Source organism: Actinotignum urinale DSM 15805, assembly GCF_000420445.1.
Lineage (GTDB): Bacteria > Actinomycetota > Actinomycetes > Actinomycetales > Actinomycetaceae > Actinotignum > Actinotignum urinale.
In genome coordinates, this window is the sequence record NZ_ATUY01000002.1 from 47,854 (window position 1) to 65,817 (window position 17,964).

Genomic DNA, 17,964 nt, shown 5'->3' on the forward strand with positions numbered 1-17,964 from the left:
AAAGGAAACATGTATGCGCGCCAGCCTCGAAACCGTTCTCACGAACCTAGCCATGTGGGAGGAGGAAATTCGAGCAATCGTTGAAAACAACACCGAACCCGCCGGAATAACCTACACGTCCCCCATCACCACAGGCGCAACCGGAGGCGCGATTGAAAGCGCCATCTACCAAAAAGAACAACTCGCTAGAGAGGTAGATGCTATAGCTACACATGCCCGGAATCTTGGCTGGTGCGCAACGGCAACCACGCATCCCGCGCTGTATATTAGGGCGCGTTTGTCTAAAGCCCGCCTCACCTACCCCCACTATGAAACTATGGTAAACAGTCTCGATAAGATACACGAACGATGGAGGGATATTCTCGCTCCCACTCTGTCTGACCACACTTGCCCAATGTGCGGAAAAACCAGACTACATTACCGGAACCGCATGTACGTTTGTCCGGCGTGTGACTACACAGCCACACCCCAACAACTCAGGGACGCTATCTACTGGAGGCTCACCACCACACCCGATACATGGGTGACACGCGAACAGGCTAGTAAGATAACCGGGATATCTCGGGCAACCATAAGGAAGCGCATACAACGCGGAACACTCCACGTAGATAAGCAAGGACGAATCAACCTACACCAACTCACCCACAACACTTGACCCCCCGCCCCCGCCTATGGTAATGTCACGCTTAAGGGCGTGAGTTGCGCCCAAAAACAAGCCCCAGGCACAGACAGCCCGGAGCTTTATCCATATCCGGCCCCGGCAAGCAAGCAATAATATTTTTTGAACCACGCCGGGGCGCAACTTTTCTAAAGGCACCCAAAGAAACGGGTGCCTTTTTCATATCCAGGAAACTATAGCCTCATCTAACCCCTCCCACGTTCCCCTAGCAGGGAGCCCCGCCTACAACCGGGGCGGCCAGAAACCGCCCCCTACCAACTCACGCGCCCCACCCCCCTCGGGTGGCACGTTCAACAAGAAAAGATTAAAGAACATGAGCAAACAGTCCTTACGCCGATGCCCCGCACCTAGGTGCCCCCACCTTATCCTCCCCGGCGTGCGTTATTGCCCAGAGCGCATGCGGGCATATGAGGCAAAGCGAGGCTCGCGCCACGAACGCGGGTACGGAAGGCTTCACACCCGCACCCGGGAGAGGTATGTCCGCAAGCTTCAACAAGGCGAAACAATTTTCTGTGCACGATGCAAGAAAAGGATTATGAGTTACGACCGATGGCACTTAGACCATAGCGATGACCGCATGTCGTATCTTGGAATTAGTCATGCTTCGTGCAATACGCGCGCAGGCGGACGTAAAGCACACAAACAACAGTGAGCTGACAACGCGAAAGACAAAAACACGAAAGCGAAAAAGTATAGTATTTCTCGGTCGGGCAAGTATAAAAGAGGAAATAAAAATAAAGCACGGCAACGAAGTGAAATTGTGTTGTGAAGGGTGGGGGGGGTAACCCCAAAGGCTGGGTGTGGCTGTACCGCCGGGGATAGGGAAAAAACGCGCGAAGTATTCAAACATTTTCACGTCTTACATGGTGAACTGTTTCGTTTCGTGTTTTGATACAAGCTTTTAAGGAGGGGAAAATGGCACGTGGAGGGGCACGCAATAGGGCTGGCTCAATACCCAGGGCTGGAAGCCCGGCAAGTGAAAAGAAAGGCTACCTACCTACAGTCCTTCCAGAAACCGGGAGGGAGGGCAAGGCTCCACGGTTCCCACTCACACCCGCTAAAGATGAAGACGGGCAGCCATTGGCTTCTAACCGGAGGGAGCGCGCGATTTGGCGGGAACTTTGGACAACCCCTCAAGCCGTGCAGTGGGAACAGGAACCCTGGCGGCATTTGGTTATCGCGGAAATGTGCAGAATCCAAGCCACAGTAGAATTAAACCCGGGGAAAAGCGCTGCACTCATCGCACAACTACATAGGTATCGTGACCAATGCGGGCTCACCCCCGCGGGCTTACGCGATAACGGCTGGCAGATTGGCACACCGCAAGTCCAACCTGTGGAAATAGCAGATGAATCTAATGTTATTGATTTGTCCGCGCGTGAACGTTTCAAGGCCGCTCAAGCCAAATAAGGGAGGGCTAAACAGTGCTTTCTTTAGGGTTTCTTGGCGCGGAATGGATTGAGGCGCATTGTCGGATTCCTGACAGTTGGAACCGTGGTGAGCCGTTCGTTCTTGCTGGCTGGCAATTAGAGAATTTGGTTTATTTTTATGAGGTTAAACCGGGTGCGGTGTTTAATCCTGTCCGGCCGGCTGGCGCGTCCGTGTTTGTGTATCGTCGTGGCGTGATTGTGGGGCCGCAAAAGACGGGAAAAAGCCCGTTTGGTGCCGCAATCGTTTGTTTGGAGGCGGTGGGGCCGTGTGTATTCGCGGGCTGGGCTGAAGCTGGCGACATGTATCGGTGTGTTGATAATGGGTGTGGTTGTGGCTGGGAATACACTTACCAGGAGGGCGACCCGATGGGCATGGTACGCCCCACCAACCTTATCCAGTTGTTGGCTACTGCTGAAGATCAAACGGATAACGTGTATGGGCCGTTGAAGGAGATGATTAATCTCGGCCCTTTAGGTGTGCTTATGCAGGTGCGTGAGGGGTTTATTCGGCTTCCTAACGGTGGGCGTATTGATCCAGTAACTACAAAAGCAAGTACCCGTTTGGGGCAACAGATTACTTTCGCGTTGGCGGATGAGTCAGGGCTATATACGGGGAAGATTAAAACGGCGTGGGATACGATGCGGCGGGGTTTGGCTGGTATGGATGGTCGCGGGCTTGAGATTACTAATCCGTGGGATCCTATGGATAACAGTTCAGCTCAGGCGACGTTCCAGTCAAACCAGGATGATATTTATAAGTTTTACCGTCGCCCGCCGTCGTCGCTTTCGTGGGAGCGTAAGCGTGACCGGAAGAAAATTCTTGAATACGTGTATGAGGGTTCCCCGTGGGTGAATCTTGAGACGGTTGAGCGGGAGATGGAGGAACTGGTGGAGACTGACCCTACGCAGGCGCGCAGGTTTTTCCTCAATCAGCTTGTGCAAGGTCAGGGTTCGTTCATGACTGAGGAGCTATGGGATAAAACCGAACAGTTGCAGGAGGTGCCTCAGGGCGCACCTATTTGTCTTGGTTTTGATGGTTCTCGTAGTGATGATTGGACGGCTATCCGGGCTGAAACTTTGGGTGGCTATAGGTTCACCCCGGTGTATGGGCCTGATTCGCGTCCTACCTATTGGGATCCGAAGTTGTGGCCGGGTTCGCGTATTCCGCGTGGTGAAGTAGACGCGGCGATAAGCCACCTGTTTGAATACTATGATGTGCAGCGGCTTTATATTGATCCGAGGCATTGGGAGACTCAGGCGGATAAGTGGGCTGGGGATTATGGGGTTGACCGGGTGGTGCAGTGGCCGACGAACAGTACGGGCAGGATGTTTGATGCGCTCACTAGGTATAGTGAGGATAGTTTCGAGGGGCTCACGACGCATGATGATGATTTGGTTGCACGCGCTCATGCTTTGCATGCTCGGCGTGTGGCTAAACCGGGTGATAAATATGTGTTGGGTAAGCCGGCGGAGCATATGAAGATTGATATTTTGATGGCTGACGTTTTAGCGCATGAGGCGGCGTCTGATATGCGGGCGTTGGGCTGGTCGAAACCGTTTGTTGATTCGCGAATGTTTGTGTGGTGATGTGAAAAATGGACAATACTGAGGTGCTTCGTGTTGGGGATAGGCTTGTACGGGATTTGCGTAAACGTGCCGGGAAATACTCTGATTTTGAGCTGGATAAATATTATCGTGGCGAATCATCGCTCGATTTTATCGGGCTATCGGTTCCTGAAAATTTGCGTGCCTTAGAGACGGTGATTAATTGGCCGTCCGTGGTGGTGGAAGCTATCGCAGAGCGTAGCGAGGTTCGCACGTTGATTAATCGCGAATCTGATAGTGCGGACGCTTTCGCGAACCGGGTGTTTGAAGCGAACGCGATGGATCAGCAGGTGGCGATGTTTACCCGCGATAAGCTGATTTTTGGGCGGGCGTTTTTCCTCGTTGGTGCCAGTAAAGATAGTGATATTCCGGCGGTGTCGGTTGCGTCCCCGCTTGATATGCGGGTGGAGGTTGACCCGGTAAGCCGTGAAATTGCAGCAGCTGTGAAAATTTATCGTGGCGGTGAGCCTAGCTCTGTAGAAGACGCCTCATATTCGCTCTATCTTCCTGATGCCACATATCAGGTGCATACGGTGAATGGTCGGCGTGAAATTGCGGACGCTGATTATCATGGGCTTGGGCGCGTCCCTATAGTGATGGGGCTAAACCGGCAGCTTACAGGCGACTGGAACGGGATAAGTGAGATGGCTAATATTATTCCGGTTGCGGATATGGCTTCTCGTGCGTTGACGGGTATGCAGTTGGCTCTTGAAACTGTGGCTATTCCTCGCAGGTATGCTATCGGGTTGTCGCCCGACGATTTTGTTGGCCGGGATGGGAAGCCTACCACGAAGTGGGAATCTTACATGTCGGAGATTTGGTCGACGGTGAACACTGCGGCGAAGATAGGGCAACTGCCGGGCGCGGATTTATCTAATTATCATGCGACGTTACAAATGTATGGGCGTCTTGCATCGTCGGTGACGGGTTTCCCGGCGTCTTATTTCGGGAATTTTAGTGCGAACCCCGTAGCGGAGGGTGCTATCCGTGCGGAGGAGGCGCGCCTGGTGAAAACTGTGGAGCGGAATAACCTTGAGGTGGGTAAAGCGATCTCGTGGGTGGTTGATATTGCCACGAAAATAGTGAATCCCCTTGACGAGTGGCCTACAGGTAATGGGGTGCGCGTCGAGTGGGTGGATCCCGGGACGCCTACCTATTCTCAGCGGGCTGACGCGCTGCAGAAGCTCGCGGGTGGTGTCGCAGTAATTTCTCGTGAGGATGCTCAAGATGAGCTGGGCTGGAATGAGGCTCGGAAGGCACGTTCAAGGCAGTATTTTGAGGAGCAGGAACTTTCCGGTATTGGTGGGAGGATGTTAGCGAAGTATGGCGAATTCCCAGAATCTGCCGAAGAAAGCAGTAGCTCATTACCGTAAAATACAGGCTCGGACTGTTGATGCGTTTGTTCTTGCCGGTGAGACGATAAAATCGGTTAACCCGAGCTTTATTCGCGAATCTTTTACGGAAGCTCTGCCCGATTTGGTGGTGGGGCTTTCTCATATTCAACGTGAAACAGCTATCGACGCTGCCAGTTATGGTTCAAGTGTTTTGGTTGAAACGGGTGGGTATGAGCCCGCGGAGGCGTTCGTGAATGTTGAGGCTTTTACGGGGTGGGCACCCTACGGGAACACCCTTGTCGAAGCCGTTAATAGCGTTGTTCCTTATACGTTAAAGCGGATAGGGCAAGGCTTGGGGGCTGATAAGGCGTTAGATCGTGCACGCTCTTATCTTCAGTCGATTAGTGCGGAATCTATCCGTAGCGTGGCGCGCGATGTGGAACATCTCGATATTCTTACGCGCCCGGGCATCGGCTATGTGCGTATGTTGAACCCGCCGTCGTGCATGTTTTGTGTGTTGCTAGCAGGTAGGCGTTATGCGTGGAATCAGGGGTTTGAGCGTCATCCGCAGTGTGATTGTGTGCATGTGCCTTGTAACCAAAAGCAGTTGGCGGGCGCAGTGCAAGAGGGCCTAGTTCTCGACCCGTATGAGTATTTTGAGTCGTTGGATGAAAAAACTCAAAACCGGGTGTTTGGTGTGGGGAATGCTGAGGCTATCCGGGCTGGTGCTGACATGTATCAGGTTGTCAACGCTTCCCGTCAAAGTAGCCTGTATATCAATGTTCCGGGCAAAAGGCGCACCTGGGAGGGCATTTCACGGCGTGGGTATGCTGGAAAACATGGCGGTGGGTTCGCCAGGATCACACCGCGGGGACTTTATGAGCTTAATCTACAAAGGGGCGGGAGTCGGGAAAACTATTTGCAATTGCTTGAAAGTTATCACTATATTCTTCCGGCTGGTCAGGTTCCTGGCGGGAGTATTCGCGGGAACAAGTTTGGGTATGGTCAGTTTGGTAAGGGCGGGAAGGCTCGGACTGCTTCGGATACTGTGGTGAAAGCGCTACAAGCCGGTAGTAGGGATGGTTTGACTCGTGAAGAGTTTCGGTATGTTGCGACCGTGCGTGAACGTAGGCTTTTGGATGCGGCAAGGGATTATGAGGAGGCGTTGCGGGGAAAGAATCCGTATGCTTCTGGTCGTGCGTGGGAGCGTGCCCGTGAGCAGGGTATCCAGAAAGGACGCCAGTGGGCGCAGTTAGAGCCGTTGACGAAGGAGGATGTGGCGTGGGCGGAAACGAATTATCGTCTTGAGCTCAGGCGGTATTTGGCTCCGTGGTCGGGTAAGGATTTTCAGTTGCGTGCGTTGCATCCTGAATTGTTTACGTTGCAAGCTGGTGCTGGTGGGGTGTCACGGGCTTCTAAGTTGGACAGAAATCGATATTCGCCAATCATATAGAAGCATTTTAAAAAATGGTTCTTACAATTTTGGGGTAAAAGGAAATCTGACAATCACTGGTGAATATAGGGGTGTTGATATAGTCTTAAAAATGAATGTACACCACCCTAAGCGCTCCATTCGTTTTTACCCACGTCAAGGAAACGGCGTTATTAAAAAGGAGCGTGGAAAATATGCGGTATGGAAGGAGGGAGGATGGCAGGAATACAAGACTTAAGGTCTGTTAAAGAACAATATGAGCCCGTCCTAGGCAAGTCTCTTGCTCGTGTTGTTTTTTATTGGGCTGAAAGAACTGCCCTGGGTTTAGATATAATTGAAGGGAGCCTTCTTGATGAATCCTTATTCAATGTTTTGTATGAAACATTATCTTTTGCACATGCGGAAGATATAAAAATCCCCTTACAATATATCCAAGAAGCTTTGGTTGAGCTTAGAAAATGTGGTGAGACTGCAACAACGTGGGGAACGATTGATGTAGTTGAGCAATATCTTGAGCATTATTACCCCCACGCCGAACTAATGATTTAGATTAGAAATTAAATACCCCTTACTTGTGTAGGGGGTATTTTTGTACCCGAAATTATTGGAGAAAAAATGTTTAAACAAAGATTCCCCTTGCTACTACGCTATGTCGATACGCCCGCAGAGGGCGGTAGTAACAGCACGGTGGATAATTCCGCGCCCGAACAAACTACTGACGTTACCGAAACGACGGAAGCCGCGGACGAAAAAACAGGCGGTAACGCCGATAAGGTTGCTGAGCTGGAAAAGGCGGTAGAAACAGCGAACGGCAAAATCGTGTCACTTGAAGAAACCCACGCGAAAGCCATTAGTGAGTTAGAAACAAAAAATAGCGAACTCACAACAGAACTTAACTCTGCACACCTGGATACCGAACGCTATAAAGCTGTTGTGGAACACGGCCTACCAATGGATTTGGTGGAGTTCCTCAACGGTACAGACGCAAAAACTATCCAGGCTCAAGCGAAAAAACTTGCGGAACGCCTGGCCGAAACAAGCCGGCCTCGTGCTCCGCGCCCTGATCCAAATCAGGGTACACAAGGCAAGCCCCCGGTGTCCTTGGGCGAAATGTTCGGGGATAGTCTAAACAAGCTTGCCCGATAAAAAGATAGATACCCCTGATGAAAGGAATATAAGAATGGGTGTTGATATTTTCCGTAAAACTTCCGGCGTTGTCCTTCCCAAGGAAGTATCCCAAGATATTTGGGGTAAGACGCTTAAAGAGTCTGCAATCATGGCGGCTACACGTCATATTCAGCTTCCTGGCCCTGGGATTACCATCCCCACGATTACGGGCGATGTTGAAGCCAAGTGGGTGAACGAAACGGATAAGAAGCCGGTTTCCCGCCCGACTTTCGGTGCTAAAGATATTACGCCGTACAAGTTGGCCGTTATTGTGCCGTTCTCTGACGAGTTCGCCCGTGACGCTAACGCGCTTTACAATGAGTGTGCGCGCCGCCTGCCGAACGCTCTTTCTACAGCTTTCGATAAGACCGTGATGGGCGCTGTTGGTAAGCCTGGCGATAATTTCGATACTTTGGCTGATGCTCCGAAGGTGCCGGTTAAGTCCGCCTCTGCGTATGCGGATATGGTGAAGGCTTATTCTGGTGTGGCTGCTAACGACGCTAAGGTGTCAGCTTGGCTTGGCACTCCTGCTTTCCAGGCGCTCCTTATGGGGGCAACCGATACATCTGGGCGTCCTCTGTTCGTGCCTTCCGCTACTGATGTGGGTGAGATTGGCCGGTTCTTTGGCCGCCCAATTTATGACCTTCCGAATGGCCAGGTGGGCATTCTTGGTATCGCGGGTGACTTTGAGAATGCTGCAGTGTTTGGCACTGTTGAAGGCGTGAAGGTTGATATTGCCCGTGAGGCATCTTTGACTGATACGGACGGTACACAGATTAACCTGTGGGAGCGTAACATGTTCGCGCTCCGCGCCGAGATTGAGGTTGGGTTCCGTGTTCGTGACTTGGGCGCGTTTGTCCAGCTCACCACCGGGACGACAACCACAGGTAGGTAAATAGGTGAGGGGGATGGGTGGCTTTCGCTACAGTAAAAGACGTTGAAAAACGGTTCGGCGCGCCATTGGATGCTATCCGCGCTCAACAGGTGGAGGCGTGGCTCGATGATGTCGTTGTAGTAATCCAGTCGCGCATCCCCGCATACTATACGCGGGTGCACAACGGGATTATTCAACGGCGCACCGCGATTCTTGTTGAATGTCGAGCAGTTCTGCGGAAACTTGCTAACCCGGACGGGAAAACGTCGGAACAAATAGACGATTATTCTTATCGGCTCAGCGCGGATTATGCGCGGGGGGAAATCTTCCTTACTGACGAAGAATGGGCGCTACTCGATCCTTCCCTGGGGGAAACCGCTAGTAGCGCTTTTTCCATCTCTACTATCCCGGATAGAAAGGACAACAGGCTATGGTTTACCACTACGGGGCGCTCCACCGGGGGCGACTGGTCGCCGAACAACGCATGGTAACCACGTGTAAAGTGGTTCGTGCCGATGACTATACAGGAGAAGAAACCCTTGTTTATGAGGGCAAATGCCGGGTTCGTTCCACGACGCCGGCTAGTGCGATCATGGCTGACAGTGGGGCATCCACTGCTTTGCATCTGTCCACGCTACATGTTCCCTATAATGTTTCGTTCTTGGAGCGGGGGGACACTGTTTTAGTGGAGGGAAAGACATTCACGATTCGCGGGCAGTCCTCCGGGACTCAACAGACCTCTATGAGGTATCAGATTGAGGACGTGGAATAGGCATGGCATACGTGGAGAATAGTGAGCTTTCCCAACTGGCTGGAGACATTAACGGGCGACGCCATAGTGTTGTGCGGGACATATCGCAGGTGGTGAAAAAGGGTGCAGTGAATATTAAGCGTGATGCACGCGCGAAAATCCAAGCACAAACCCGGGGGAAATACACGTCTCAATATCCGTCCACTATCGACTTTGACATGGTGGACGATTTGAGTGCGGAGATAGGCCCTCGGGCGCGTGGTCAAGGCAACCTGGGGCATTTGTTCGAGTATGGAAGCCCTATGTCTGGGAGTATGCCTCATTTAAACCCTGCTTTAGATGAGGAAATTCCCCGGTTTGTGAAAGCGGTAGGTGATGTGGTTGAACGAATCTCTCCCAAATAGGCTGTTTGCTGTTATTCAGCAAAGTGTTGGGGATGTGAAAGTGTTTGATGGGGTTCCTGCCGTGAATTTGAAAGACCGCCCTGTCGTGCATGTGATTGTGACGATGCCATCGGGAATCAAGTCTTTCGGGTACGTATCGGGTGACGCGGTTCGTGAGGATTTGACGTTTCAAACGATGGTGGTTGTCCGGTCGGGTGCGGGTATGCCGGTGTCTCGTATGGGTGGTGAGGCTCGGCATGTAGCCGGGTTGATCCGTGACGGGCTTCTTTCTTTGCGGGTGCCTAACATGTCTCGCGTGGAGCATCTTGTGGAGCGGGCTTCAACTGATGCTCCAGGTATTGCCTCGCATGAGGTTTTCACGGTGGTAAGCCAATTTAGGGTTCGGGCGTAAACGCTTTGAACGAGTACATATAAAAACATATATTTTTTTAAGGAGTTAAGTCATGAGTCGTGTCATGGTGAATACGGATATTACAAAAATTGCGTGGCTTCCCGGCGGGTTTAAAGACGTCGAAAAGCCTACAATGGCGGAACTGTCGAAAGCAGTGGATATTACGTGCGCTATCGTCGCCGGGTATACGCTCGGCATGGAAGAATCCGACATGGTCGATGGCGAACGTTACCTGTGTTCTAAGGGAAAAGCTAAGAGGCGCGGGGCAGGGAACTATAATGGCGAGTTCACGTTTGGGCGGGAGGCTGACGTTTCCGAAATTGAACAAAACAGTGCTTTCCTTCGCGCGGCTAAGGCGTTCGCCCAACCTGGGGTAGTGGGCGATATTATTCGCCGTGGTGGGGTGGCGACTGATCCGGCCTCCGCACTTCCTGCAAGTGAAGCGTTTAAGGCGGGGCAGACCATCGAAATTTACCGTTTTGAGACGGATTATCCGCAGTATAAGACGGACCAGAACGATGAGGATGCTACGTTTACGAATAAGTTGATTCCGACGGGTGTGTTTAATCATTCGGTGAAACTTCCGACTACCGCCTAAATTTTTTTAGGTGGGCCTATGTGGTTGAGGGTGGCGTGATGTTGGTTGGCGTCCCCTCAACCACTTTTTAACAACCAACAACCTAGCCAACAGAGAATAGGGAATGCGTCATGTTTGATGTGAAAACGTTTGATTTAGCAAAGTTTATTTCTGGGTGTACCCAGGAAACGCGGTTTGTTGATGTGTGTAAGGATAGGGCGCTTTTAGCCCGCCTAGATTATGTGCGGTCTAAATTGCGTGAAGATACTCCGAAAACCACTTATGTGGGTGGGACAAGCCTGGAAAAAGAATTCAAAGCCTTGCAGGATAAGTTGAAAGATTCGTGGCTTCGCGTGGAAATCTCCGCTCCATCCATACATAAATATACGGCGTTCGTGCGCGCTTTCTGTGAAGAAAACGGGATAGACTACGATAATATCGTGGCTCAGGGGGAAGGAATTCCAGAAGAATACGCGGAAGAATACGCGGCGGCTTTCCTTTTAGATGCAATGGTTTTCCCGAAACTATCCTCACGTGAACAGGTGCGTCAATTTTTGGATGCGATCGGGAGCGTCCAGGAAAGAAGCCTTTTAACGACGGCAGAAGAAGCCGTATCAACTTCGCTAGCGTCCCTTGGCCCCGATTCGGTTTTTTGGCGCATGCCCTCACCCGCCCAGAATGGGGAGGAATCCTAGCAGGCCTTCAAGCCGCGCAAACATATAAGGTTCGCCCCACAAAGTGGTTTAATACGGCGTGGGATGGATTGTGGAGCGAGGTGGATAAACGCTTGGCGGAAGCCGTGATTGTTTATGAAAAATCTTTGTGTGGCGGGTGTGGCCATTCTTTGCTTCGCACGGGCGAAAAGTTTATTGAAGGACATTTGACGGTAAAAGAACATTGGTGTGAAGGATGCGTCCAGTTGGGCAGATACCGGCGGGCACACCCGAATCCGCCAGAGGGCTTATCTGCGTATGTAGTAGATGATGGGAAATAAGACAGGAGATGGATAGTGGCAGGGGAAAATCGTAATATTAACGTGACCATTTCGGCTAAAGTCGATGGGTACAAGAAGGCGTTAGGTGAGGCCGGGTCTGCCACTTCTTCCCTCATTTCCCGTCAATCCGCGTTGGACAAAGCCTCGAATAAAACGTGGGCGGGGTTAGGGAAGGCAGCGAAAACAGCTGGCGTGGTTGCCGGTAACGTCCTTAATGCGACGGTAGCTGCGTCTATCGGGCTGGGAAAACAAGTTGCTCAAGTGGGTGTTTCCTATAATGGGTTGCAACAAAACAGTCGCGCAGCTCTTTCTGCCATGCTGGGCGGTCTAGAAGCAGCGAATAAGCAGATGGATAAACTCGACGAGTTCGCAACAAAATCTCCGTTCAGTAAAGACATTTTCATCACAGCACAGCAACAAATGCTTGCGTTTGGGTATGAAGCGGAAAAAGTCCTGCCCACTTTGGATGCTATTCAAAACGCGGTTGCGGCGTCTGGCGGTAACGGGCAAATGGTTGGCGATGTCGCGTTCGTCCTTGCACAAATAAAATCCGCGGGTAAAATCACCGGCCAGGATCTCATGCAGCTTGGACAGCGCGGCATCAACGCGGCTGAGCTTATCGGCAGCGCGATGGGTAAAACAGGCACGGAAATTCGGGAAAGTATCACGAAAGGCACCTTAGGCGCTGATGTGGCATTGGACGCCCTCGCACAATCTATGGGCGCGAAATATGCGGGTGCTACCACGAAAATTAAAGAACAGTTTGGTGGGGCGGTTGACCGTGTAAAGGCGGCTAGGCGTGACATGTCCGCGGCTCTCATGGAACCGCTGGTTTCTAAGTCTGGTGGGGGCATGCTAGTTGGCGTTACGAACCAGGTGGCTGACGTTATTCGCGTGGTGCAACGCAAACTCGTTGAAGCGCGTCCCTTAATTGGGGAAGCCTGGCAGAAAGTCATGGCCCCGTTGAATGAAAAACTCCTTATCGTCCAAAAGGCTATCGAAAAAATTGATTTGTGGAAAGTCGCTGATGGGCTAAAAAGCCTTTCTGGGTATGGAGCTCCCCTGGCTGGGGTGGCCGCGTCGCTTTCCGCGATGGGAGCTAACAGTATCTTGCTTTCCCGGTTGGGGCTTGCAGTGAACCCGCTAACGGCGGGGCTGGGTGCACTTGTTTTAGCGTCCCCACAAGCCCGGCAAGCACTAATGGGGGTTGTGCGGGCTTGCCAGCCCCTTATTCCTATTTTTGCGAATGTTGCGCGGATGTTGGGTGACTTGGTTAACCGTGTAGTGGTGGCGGCGTCTCCAGCGATTGAGGCTTTCGGGCGTATCCTCGTGGAGGTAGGCAGGGCTGTAGGTAGTATTGCTCAGGCAATTCTTCCGATTGTGTCCACTGTGATTCCCCCGTTGGTCACCGTGTTTTCCGCACTGGCTAATGCGGTGGCTAGCATTCCCAGCCCTATCTTGCAGGCTGTGGCAACATTCGTGTTGCTGAAATCCCCGCTCACCTCCATGGGCGGGGTAATAAAAACAGCTATCGAGGGGTTCACGGCTTTGCGGGGTGCCGGGTTTGGGCTCGCTACAACCTTCCAGGTTCTGGCGGCGAACAGTCCCGTGCCCGCAATTTCTAGCTTAGGGAAAGCCTCGTTGCAGGCTGGTGGCGTCATGTCCCGGCTGGGCGGTTTAGCGGCAACAGTGTTTTCGCCCCTTGGCTTAGCAGTAGGTAGCGCGGCCGCCGCTTTCACTCTGCTAAGTAAAGCCCAGGAGCGGGACGCGGAAAAATCACGGAAAACCGCGGCGGCAGCGAAAGCAGCAACGCAAGAAATTATTGGATACTCTGGGGCTCTTACGAAGCTGGGAGCGGTTAAAATTGGTGAAGTCTGGAAAGATGACACTACCGTAAACGCCCTCAAAAAATATGGGCTCACGCTGGAGCAAGTCGCCCTCATGGCATCTCGTGGAACAAAAGGGATGCGAGAGTTTGAAGATACCGTGAACTCTATTGATCCCAATTTTAAATACGACATGGGGAGACCGTGGACGGATGCTGCGCGTACTATGGGGGCTTTCCAGAACATGCGGAAAAGTGTCGAGAAAGCCCGCAAGGAGCAAGAAGCGCAAAAGAAAGCTAGTGATGCTAGTGGCGAATCCGCGCGTCGTGAAGCCTCTGCGGTAGACGCCGCGAAAAACGCATACGATAGGAAACGCCAAGCCATGCGTTCCTCTATCGATGTTGCGTTTGCGTTGCAGGATGCCGTGAAATCCGTCAACGACGCGCTAAATAACGGGGGAACTATTGCCTTCGATGCCTCTGGGGCCGTGGATATTACAGGCAGTAGCCGAGGGCTTCTAGAATCGTTGTCTCAAATTGCGTCCGCGCAAGAACGGGTTTTAACGAACATGCGTGAACAGGACGCGTCACAAGCTGACATTAACGCTAAGATTGGTGATTTTAATCAGGCTTGGGTGGGTGCCCTTGCCCCTTTGGGGTTGACGGATGCCCAGTTGCAACAGGTGAAAATGCAGGTTGGGGCGATCTCGTCCATGTCCTCCCAAGTGATCACGATTGATGTGAACACTGCGGAAGGGCAAGCAACGCTGAATAATTTCCTGACAACAATTAGGAATGACCACTCGGGGATACTCACTATCGATGCGAACAATAACCCGGCTATAGAGAAGCTGGCGTTGTCTTTGGGCGCGGTAAAAAGCGAGACAGGGATTATCACCCTAGACGCCAACAACCACCCAGCCGAAGCCGCGATGCTAGCACTCATGGGGGATATTAATTCTAAGGAAGGTCGCGTGAAAATCACGGCCAACCCGGATGAAGCCCTCGCACGGGCACAAAAAACTGTGGCCGATATCGAAAAAAACAATCCGAAACTGCCCGTAGGGGTAAGAGACGAAACACGAGAGCCAATACAGGCGATACGGAACTGGATTCGCTCACAGTCTGTGACTATCCCGGTGGGTGTGGAACAGGCACGTGCCACGGGCGGGGCTATCTATCCAGTGAAAGGATATATGGCGGGGGGAGCCGTCTACGGAGTGGGACATTCCACCGCGGACAAGATTCCTGCTCGTCTTTCAGGTGGTGAGCATGTGTTGTCTGCTAAGGACGTGAGAGCGGCGGGGGGACAAAACGCGGTGTATGCCTGGCGTGCATCCTTGCATAAAAACCCGGCTAATTCTTCGCCAAGCTTCAGCTTCCCTGAAGGCTTCCATCTGGAGGGCGCACATATCACGGGAACGATCGGTATAGATGGCCAGTTGATTGATGGCAGGATTACTGCCAGGCTTCAAGCGCATCGCCGGGCAGTTCAACTTGTAGGAGGCTAAATGGCTAGTGAATTTATGACGAAAGCCGGGAAAGTAATCCCTTTCGACTGGGTAGCCCCCCACAGTGTCGATAACGGCCTGCAAGTGAAAACCGTATACCCCATAGGGGCACGCTACCCGGTTGTTCGGGCGTTCACCGCTCAAGCGGGAGCCTTTAAGCTCACCGCACATATCGACGCTACCCACACTGATATGTTTCTGGACATGCTGGAATCTGGTGTGCCTATCGGCATCACACACGAAGACTGCACCATTCCCGGATGTGATGTTCCGAAAGAACAGTGGGCGTGGGTAACCAATGCGTCCAGGCAAACATTGGGAGGGGTCACGCAAGCCCGTAACGTTTGGAGGCTTGACTGTACCCCCTCAAACCCGGACACGGTCGCCTCCGTACCCAAAGTAACATGGGGTAACTATCCGCCGTTCAGGTGGGAAATCCTAACGGGCATGAAATGGAAAGAAGTAAAAAATGGTGTCAACCAACAATAAGTATTTACGTATCGAGGCAGGTTTGAAGGTGCGGAATACGAACCGGGAGGAAAAACTATTCCCTCTCCTACCGGGTTCGCGTATCGCCTACAAGGCACTCGAAAACGGGCTAGCCGACTATGTGCTAGATGTGACCATTCCCCGCACGGTTGACGGGAAAACGGTCATCCCGAGCATCCCTAGCGATTGGTTTGCCTGTTGCGGTCAAACCGGGGCGATTGTATGGAAAATCCAGTCGTTTACGGACTCGGTTACGGTACAGTCCCCGTGGTGTGACCTGGAAACATGGGAGGCAGACGAAACGGCTCTCAAACTATCCGGGCATGGGGTGCTCTCCCGCCTGCAACGCCGCAAACTTGCCTACCCGACACAACAATCCCGGTCGCTACCGTGCTCCAGCCTGGTTGAAACAATAGTGCGTCAACACAATATTCCGTTTTCGGTTTCCCAAGGCGTGGGTGTAAACCAGGTGCCAGAAAAATGGGTGGCCGGCACAGACCCTGCAAAAAACGTTATTGAACTGTTGGAGGCCTCTCAATGTGTGCTTCGCTGTGACTCGTATGGGGCGATACTGAAAAAAGCCCCTCAGGTTGAAACACCAGACATATATCTCACTGATGGGGACGATGGCACGCTTGTTGATGTACCTGTCTCGTTTAGCAAACTTGAGGTGCCTAACCATGTGATTGTCCGGGCAACGGGCGCTCCGCCGGGTAAGGAAACACGAAGCAAGGACGATGGGGAGATTGCGTCAGAAGCGGTCGCGACGGGCGATTTTTCCCCTCTCACTTACGGGTGGATATCTGAGGAGGTCACAAATGACGCAATTTTTAATGATGCACAGGCGAAAGCGGTGGCAGAAAACATTTTGGCTACGAAAACACGTTATGCCCGTGTTGCCCGTATCCAGGCGGTCACAACGTGGGATTTGAATCTGGATACGGTTGTTAACGTTACGACGGGTGAGACTCGTCTTAATGGTGTTGTTGTTGGCCTAGAGTGGGTGGTTGATTCTCCTACTATGACTATCGAGGTGGCATGTGGAAAACAATAATATGGGGCTTTTAGGGTATTACGGGGCGGGGAGGCGCGAGTCTACATTTCGCCCAGTGCGACGGTTTAAACTTGTCGGGTTTTCTGATGATCGATCGCTTGCAATTCTTTCTTGGGGTGGTCAAAGGTTCAGGGTGCCTTACGCGTTAGGTGAGTTCTATAGTGGCGAGACGGTGGCGTGCCTCGTCGATGAGGTGAATCGTCCTCTCTATGTGATTGGGACGAGATAGGAGAAAAGGGTATGGAAACGACGATTTTAAAACATGTGATTCCGTCGATGGGGGAGGCGTCGGATATTCAAAAAGCTTTAACTGACTTTGGGCAGTCCTTGCATAACGTAATTTCGGTAGATAGCTCGTCTGAGATTACGGCGATATGCCAGGATGGGAAGCTACCCTCGAAAGTGTTTCCTTTGTTTTTTTGGGACACGTCACAGGGTGCGTTGTTTATCGTGCGTACTAAAACAAGCCATCCGGAGCGTTTGGCAGGGCGCATGCCTTTATGGAAATCGAGTATCGACTATGTGGAGGGGCATGTGCCACTGGCCGGTTATGTGTCTCGTGTGTTAGCGTTTTCGTCACCAGATTCTAATCTGGTGACAGCCGGGTGGGAACTCTCCAGTGATGCGCGCTATTTGACTGTGCCGGAGGCTGGTGTGTATACGCTTTCTGCGTATGCGTCAAAAGGGGGAAACGGTGAAGCACAGTGGTATCAACTCACCGCGACCATGGACGGGCAATATTTTTCGTCGCAAACCTCGGGTAACGGGCAGATGATGTTGTCTGTAACACAGTATATGCCAGCGGGGTCTCGTATTGAATTAGGCGTGTATTTCGCGACGGGGTATGCGTGGTGGGTTGATTCCGGGCGCGTCACGATTGCGAAAATCGCATAAAGGAGGCGACAAACAAAAATGTTAGAGCAAATCGGGATAGATGCAACGATTATTGTTGCTCTTATCGGCGTACTCGGCGTTTTTGCGACTCAATGGGTGAAACGCCGTAGTGACCGCGATTCGGCGCGCTTGGAGGAGAAGACCCGCGCACAATCCTATAAGATTGAGGCTCAAAAAACCGACCTAGACCGCTATCGGGCGGAAATGGACGCTATCCAATCCACCTATATAGGGTTTAAGGAAGCCGTCGAAGCGCTACAAATCACGGTATCTAGCCAGGCTCAACGTATCCAGATTTTGGACGATAGGCAGGTGAAAACAGAAAACCGCCTAGCTGACACACAGCAACAGTTAGAGGGCGAACAGGAGGCGCGTAAGAAACAAGCCGAAATGATACGCCTTTTAATGCTAGACCGTGAGGGGCTCATTAATTACGCCAAACAATTACGCGCCCATATTGAACGACGAGACCCACCCCCGCCCGAAGATTGGCCACGCACCCACGAAAAACTTAACTTGCCACTCGCCTAACGCGGGTGGTTTTTTATATCCA

21 protein-coding genes are annotated in these 17,964 nt (G+C 52.1%); 20 read left to right on the plus strand and 1 reads right to left on the minus strand.

From position 1 onward, the window contains the following. Positions 1-13 precede the first annotated feature (13 nt). Entirely contained in the window at positions 14-655 is a 642-nt protein-coding gene (locus tag G445_RS0101770) for a hypothetical protein (protein ID WP_022865860.1), read from the plus strand. Positions 656-686: 31 nt separating this feature from the next. Here the strand turns inward: G445_RS0101770 and G445_RS11390 are convergent, their stop codons facing one another. Beyond that, positions 687-842, minus strand: coding sequence for a hypothetical protein (locus G445_RS11390; RefSeq protein ID WP_022865861.1), 156 nt, complete (start codon positions 840-842; stop codon positions 687-689). Between the two features lie 752 nt (positions 843-1,594). Between G445_RS11390 and G445_RS09145 the strand changes: the two genes are divergently transcribed. The 19 genes from G445_RS09145 to G445_RS0101875 all read left to right on the plus strand — a co-directional run bounded on the left by G445_RS09145 (position 1,595) and on the right by G445_RS0101875 (position 17,942). After that, complete coding sequence (locus G445_RS09145; RefSeq protein WP_022865863.1) at positions 1,595-2,089, plus strand: hypothetical protein; 495 nt, start codon at positions 1,595-1,597, stop codon at positions 2,087-2,089. Between the two features lie 14 nt (positions 2,090-2,103). Beyond that, on the plus strand, positions 2,104-3,696 hold the full coding sequence (locus tag G445_RS09150; RefSeq protein ID WP_022865864.1) for a hypothetical protein: 1,593 nt from the start codon (positions 2,104-2,106) through the stop codon (positions 3,694-3,696). An 8-nt stretch (positions 3,697-3,704) separates the two neighbouring features. After that, on the plus strand, positions 3,705-5,087 hold the full coding sequence (locus tag G445_RS0101795) for a phage portal protein (RefSeq protein WP_051126980.1): 1,383 nt from the start codon (positions 3,705-3,707) through the stop codon (positions 5,085-5,087). After that, the gene (locus tag G445_RS10700; RefSeq protein WP_022865865.1) at positions 5,038-6,501 is read left to right on the plus strand and encodes a VG15 protein; all 1,464 of its coding nucleotides are present in this window, start codon (positions 5,038-5,040) and stop codon (positions 6,499-6,501) included. Before G445_RS0101795 ends, G445_RS10700 begins: the two co-directional genes overlap by 50 nt. A gap of 195 nt (positions 6,502-6,696) precedes the next feature. Beyond that, positions 6,697-7,029, plus strand: coding sequence for a hypothetical protein (locus tag G445_RS0101805; RefSeq protein WP_022865866.1), 333 nt, complete (start codon positions 6,697-6,699; stop codon positions 7,027-7,029). Between the two features lie 66 nt (positions 7,030-7,095). After that, positions 7,096-7,626 carry a hypothetical protein gene (locus G445_RS0101810; protein ID WP_022865867.1) on the plus strand — a complete coding sequence of 177 codons (531 nt, stop codon included), beginning with the start codon at positions 7,096-7,098 and terminating at the stop codon, positions 7,624-7,626. Between the two features lie 34 nt (positions 7,627-7,660). Further along, positions 7,661-8,542, plus strand: coding sequence for a phage major capsid protein (locus G445_RS10705; protein WP_022865868.1), 882 nt, complete (start codon positions 7,661-7,663; stop codon positions 8,540-8,542). A 17-nt stretch (positions 8,543-8,559) separates the two neighbouring features. After that, a complete protein-coding gene (locus G445_RS09170; protein ID WP_022865869.1) occupies positions 8,560-9,012 on the plus strand; it encodes a Gp19/Gp15/Gp42 family protein in 453 nt (150 codons plus the stop codon). Continuing rightward, the gene (locus G445_RS11865; RefSeq protein ID WP_026420863.1) at positions 9,006-9,293 is read left to right on the plus strand and encodes a DUF6093 family protein; all 288 of its coding nucleotides are present in this window, start codon (positions 9,006-9,008) and stop codon (positions 9,291-9,293) included. Before G445_RS09170 ends, G445_RS11865 begins: the two co-directional genes overlap by 7 nt. A gap of 2 nt (positions 9,294-9,295) precedes the next feature. Then, the gene (locus G445_RS09175; protein WP_022865870.1) at positions 9,296-9,676 is read left to right on the plus strand and encodes a hypothetical protein; all 381 of its coding nucleotides are present in this window, start codon (positions 9,296-9,298) and stop codon (positions 9,674-9,676) included. Further along, complete coding sequence (locus G445_RS0101840; RefSeq protein WP_156825519.1) at positions 9,654-10,067, plus strand: hypothetical protein; 414 nt, start codon at positions 9,654-9,656, stop codon at positions 10,065-10,067. The genes G445_RS09175 and G445_RS0101840 overlap by 23 nt, the downstream gene beginning before the upstream one ends. Before the next feature lie 52 nt (positions 10,068-10,119). Continuing rightward, entirely contained in the window at positions 10,120-10,665 is a 546-nt protein-coding gene (locus G445_RS0101845; protein WP_022865872.1) for a phage tail tube protein, read from the plus strand. Positions 10,666-10,775: 110 nt separating this feature from the next. After that, on the plus strand, positions 10,776-11,339 hold the full coding sequence (locus tag G445_RS0101850; protein ID WP_022865873.1) for a hypothetical protein: 564 nt from the start codon (positions 10,776-10,778) through the stop codon (positions 11,337-11,339). Beyond that, positions 11,297-11,638 carry a hypothetical protein gene (locus tag G445_RS11395; protein WP_156825520.1) on the plus strand — a complete coding sequence of 114 codons (342 nt, stop codon included), beginning with the start codon at positions 11,297-11,299 and terminating at the stop codon, positions 11,636-11,638. Before G445_RS0101850 ends, G445_RS11395 begins: the two co-directional genes overlap by 43 nt. A gap of 15 nt (positions 11,639-11,653) precedes the next feature. Then, the gene (locus G445_RS0101855; protein ID WP_022865874.1) at positions 11,654-14,974 is read left to right on the plus strand and encodes a tape measure protein; all 3,321 of its coding nucleotides are present in this window, start codon (positions 11,654-11,656) and stop codon (positions 14,972-14,974) included. After that, positions 14,975-15,463, plus strand: coding sequence for a hypothetical protein (locus tag G445_RS0101860; protein WP_022865875.1), 489 nt, complete (start codon positions 14,975-14,977; stop codon positions 15,461-15,463). Further along, a complete protein-coding gene (locus G445_RS0101865) occupies positions 15,444-16,517 on the plus strand; it encodes a hypothetical protein (RefSeq protein ID WP_022865876.1) in 1,074 nt (357 codons plus the stop codon). Before G445_RS0101860 ends, G445_RS0101865 begins: the two co-directional genes overlap by 20 nt. Positions 16,518-16,757: 240 nt before the next feature. After that, complete coding sequence (locus G445_RS0101870) at positions 16,758-17,411, plus strand: hypothetical protein (RefSeq protein WP_022865877.1); 654 nt, start codon at positions 16,758-16,760, stop codon at positions 17,409-17,411. Positions 17,412-17,429: 18 nt separating this feature from the next. Continuing rightward, positions 17,430-17,942, plus strand: a complete 513-nt coding sequence (locus tag G445_RS0101875) for a hypothetical protein (protein ID WP_022865878.1) — start codon at positions 17,430-17,432, stop codon at positions 17,940-17,942. Positions 17,943-17,964: the final 22 nt, after the last annotated feature.

Excerpts from the sequence above, each read along its gene's own strand:
- G445_RS09145 (WP_022865863.1), top strand. The coding sequence starts at position 1,595 with ATGGCACGTGGAGGGGCACGCAATAGGGCTGGCTCAATACCCAGGGCT.
- G445_RS0101850 (WP_022865873.1), top strand. The coding sequence starts at position 10,776 with ATGTTTGATGTGAAAACGTTTGATTTAGCAAAGTTTATTTCTGGGTGT.
- G445_RS0101810 (WP_022865867.1), top strand. The coding sequence starts at position 7,096 with ATGTTTAAACAAAGATTCCCCTTGCTACTACGCTATGTCGATACGCCC.
- G445_RS10700 (WP_022865865.1), top strand. The coding sequence starts at position 5,038 with ATGGCGAATTCCCAGAATCTGCCGAAGAAAGCAGTAGCTCATTACCGT.
- G445_RS10705 (WP_022865868.1), top strand. The coding sequence starts at position 7,661 with ATGGGTGTTGATATTTTCCGTAAAACTTCCGGCGTTGTCCTTCCCAAG.
- G445_RS0101865 (WP_022865876.1), top strand. The coding sequence starts at position 15,444 with ATGGTGTCAACCAACAATAAGTATTTACGTATCGAGGCAGGTTTGAAG.
- G445_RS09175 (WP_022865870.1), top strand. The coding sequence starts at position 9,296 with ATGGCATACGTGGAGAATAGTGAGCTTTCCCAACTGGCTGGAGACATT.
- G445_RS11865 (WP_026420863.1), top strand. The coding sequence starts at position 9,006 with ATGGTAACCACGTGTAAAGTGGTTCGTGCCGATGACTATACAGGAGAA.
- G445_RS0101875 (WP_022865878.1), top strand. The coding sequence starts at position 17,430 with ATGTTAGAGCAAATCGGGATAGATGCAACGATTATTGTTGCTCTTATC.
- G445_RS0101770 (WP_022865860.1), top strand. The coding sequence starts at position 14 with ATGCGCGCCAGCCTCGAAACCGTTCTCACGAACCTAGCCATGTGGGAG.
- G445_RS0101795 (WP_051126980.1), top strand. The coding sequence starts at position 3,705 with ATGGACAATACTGAGGTGCTTCGTGTTGGGGATAGGCTTGTACGGGAT.
- G445_RS0101860 (WP_022865875.1), top strand. The coding sequence starts at position 14,975 with ATGGCTAGTGAATTTATGACGAAAGCCGGGAAAGTAATCCCTTTCGAC.
- G445_RS11390 (WP_022865861.1), bottom strand. The coding sequence starts at position 842 with ATGAAAAAGGCACCCGTTTCTTTGGGTGCCTTTAGAAAAGTTGCGCCC.
- G445_RS0101870 (WP_022865877.1), top strand. The coding sequence starts at position 16,758 with ATGGAAACGACGATTTTAAAACATGTGATTCCGTCGATGGGGGAGGCG.
- G445_RS0101805 (WP_022865866.1), top strand. The coding sequence starts at position 6,697 with ATGGCAGGAATACAAGACTTAAGGTCTGTTAAAGAACAATATGAGCCC.
- G445_RS0101845 (WP_022865872.1), top strand. The coding sequence starts at position 10,120 with ATGAGTCGTGTCATGGTGAATACGGATATTACAAAAATTGCGTGGCTT.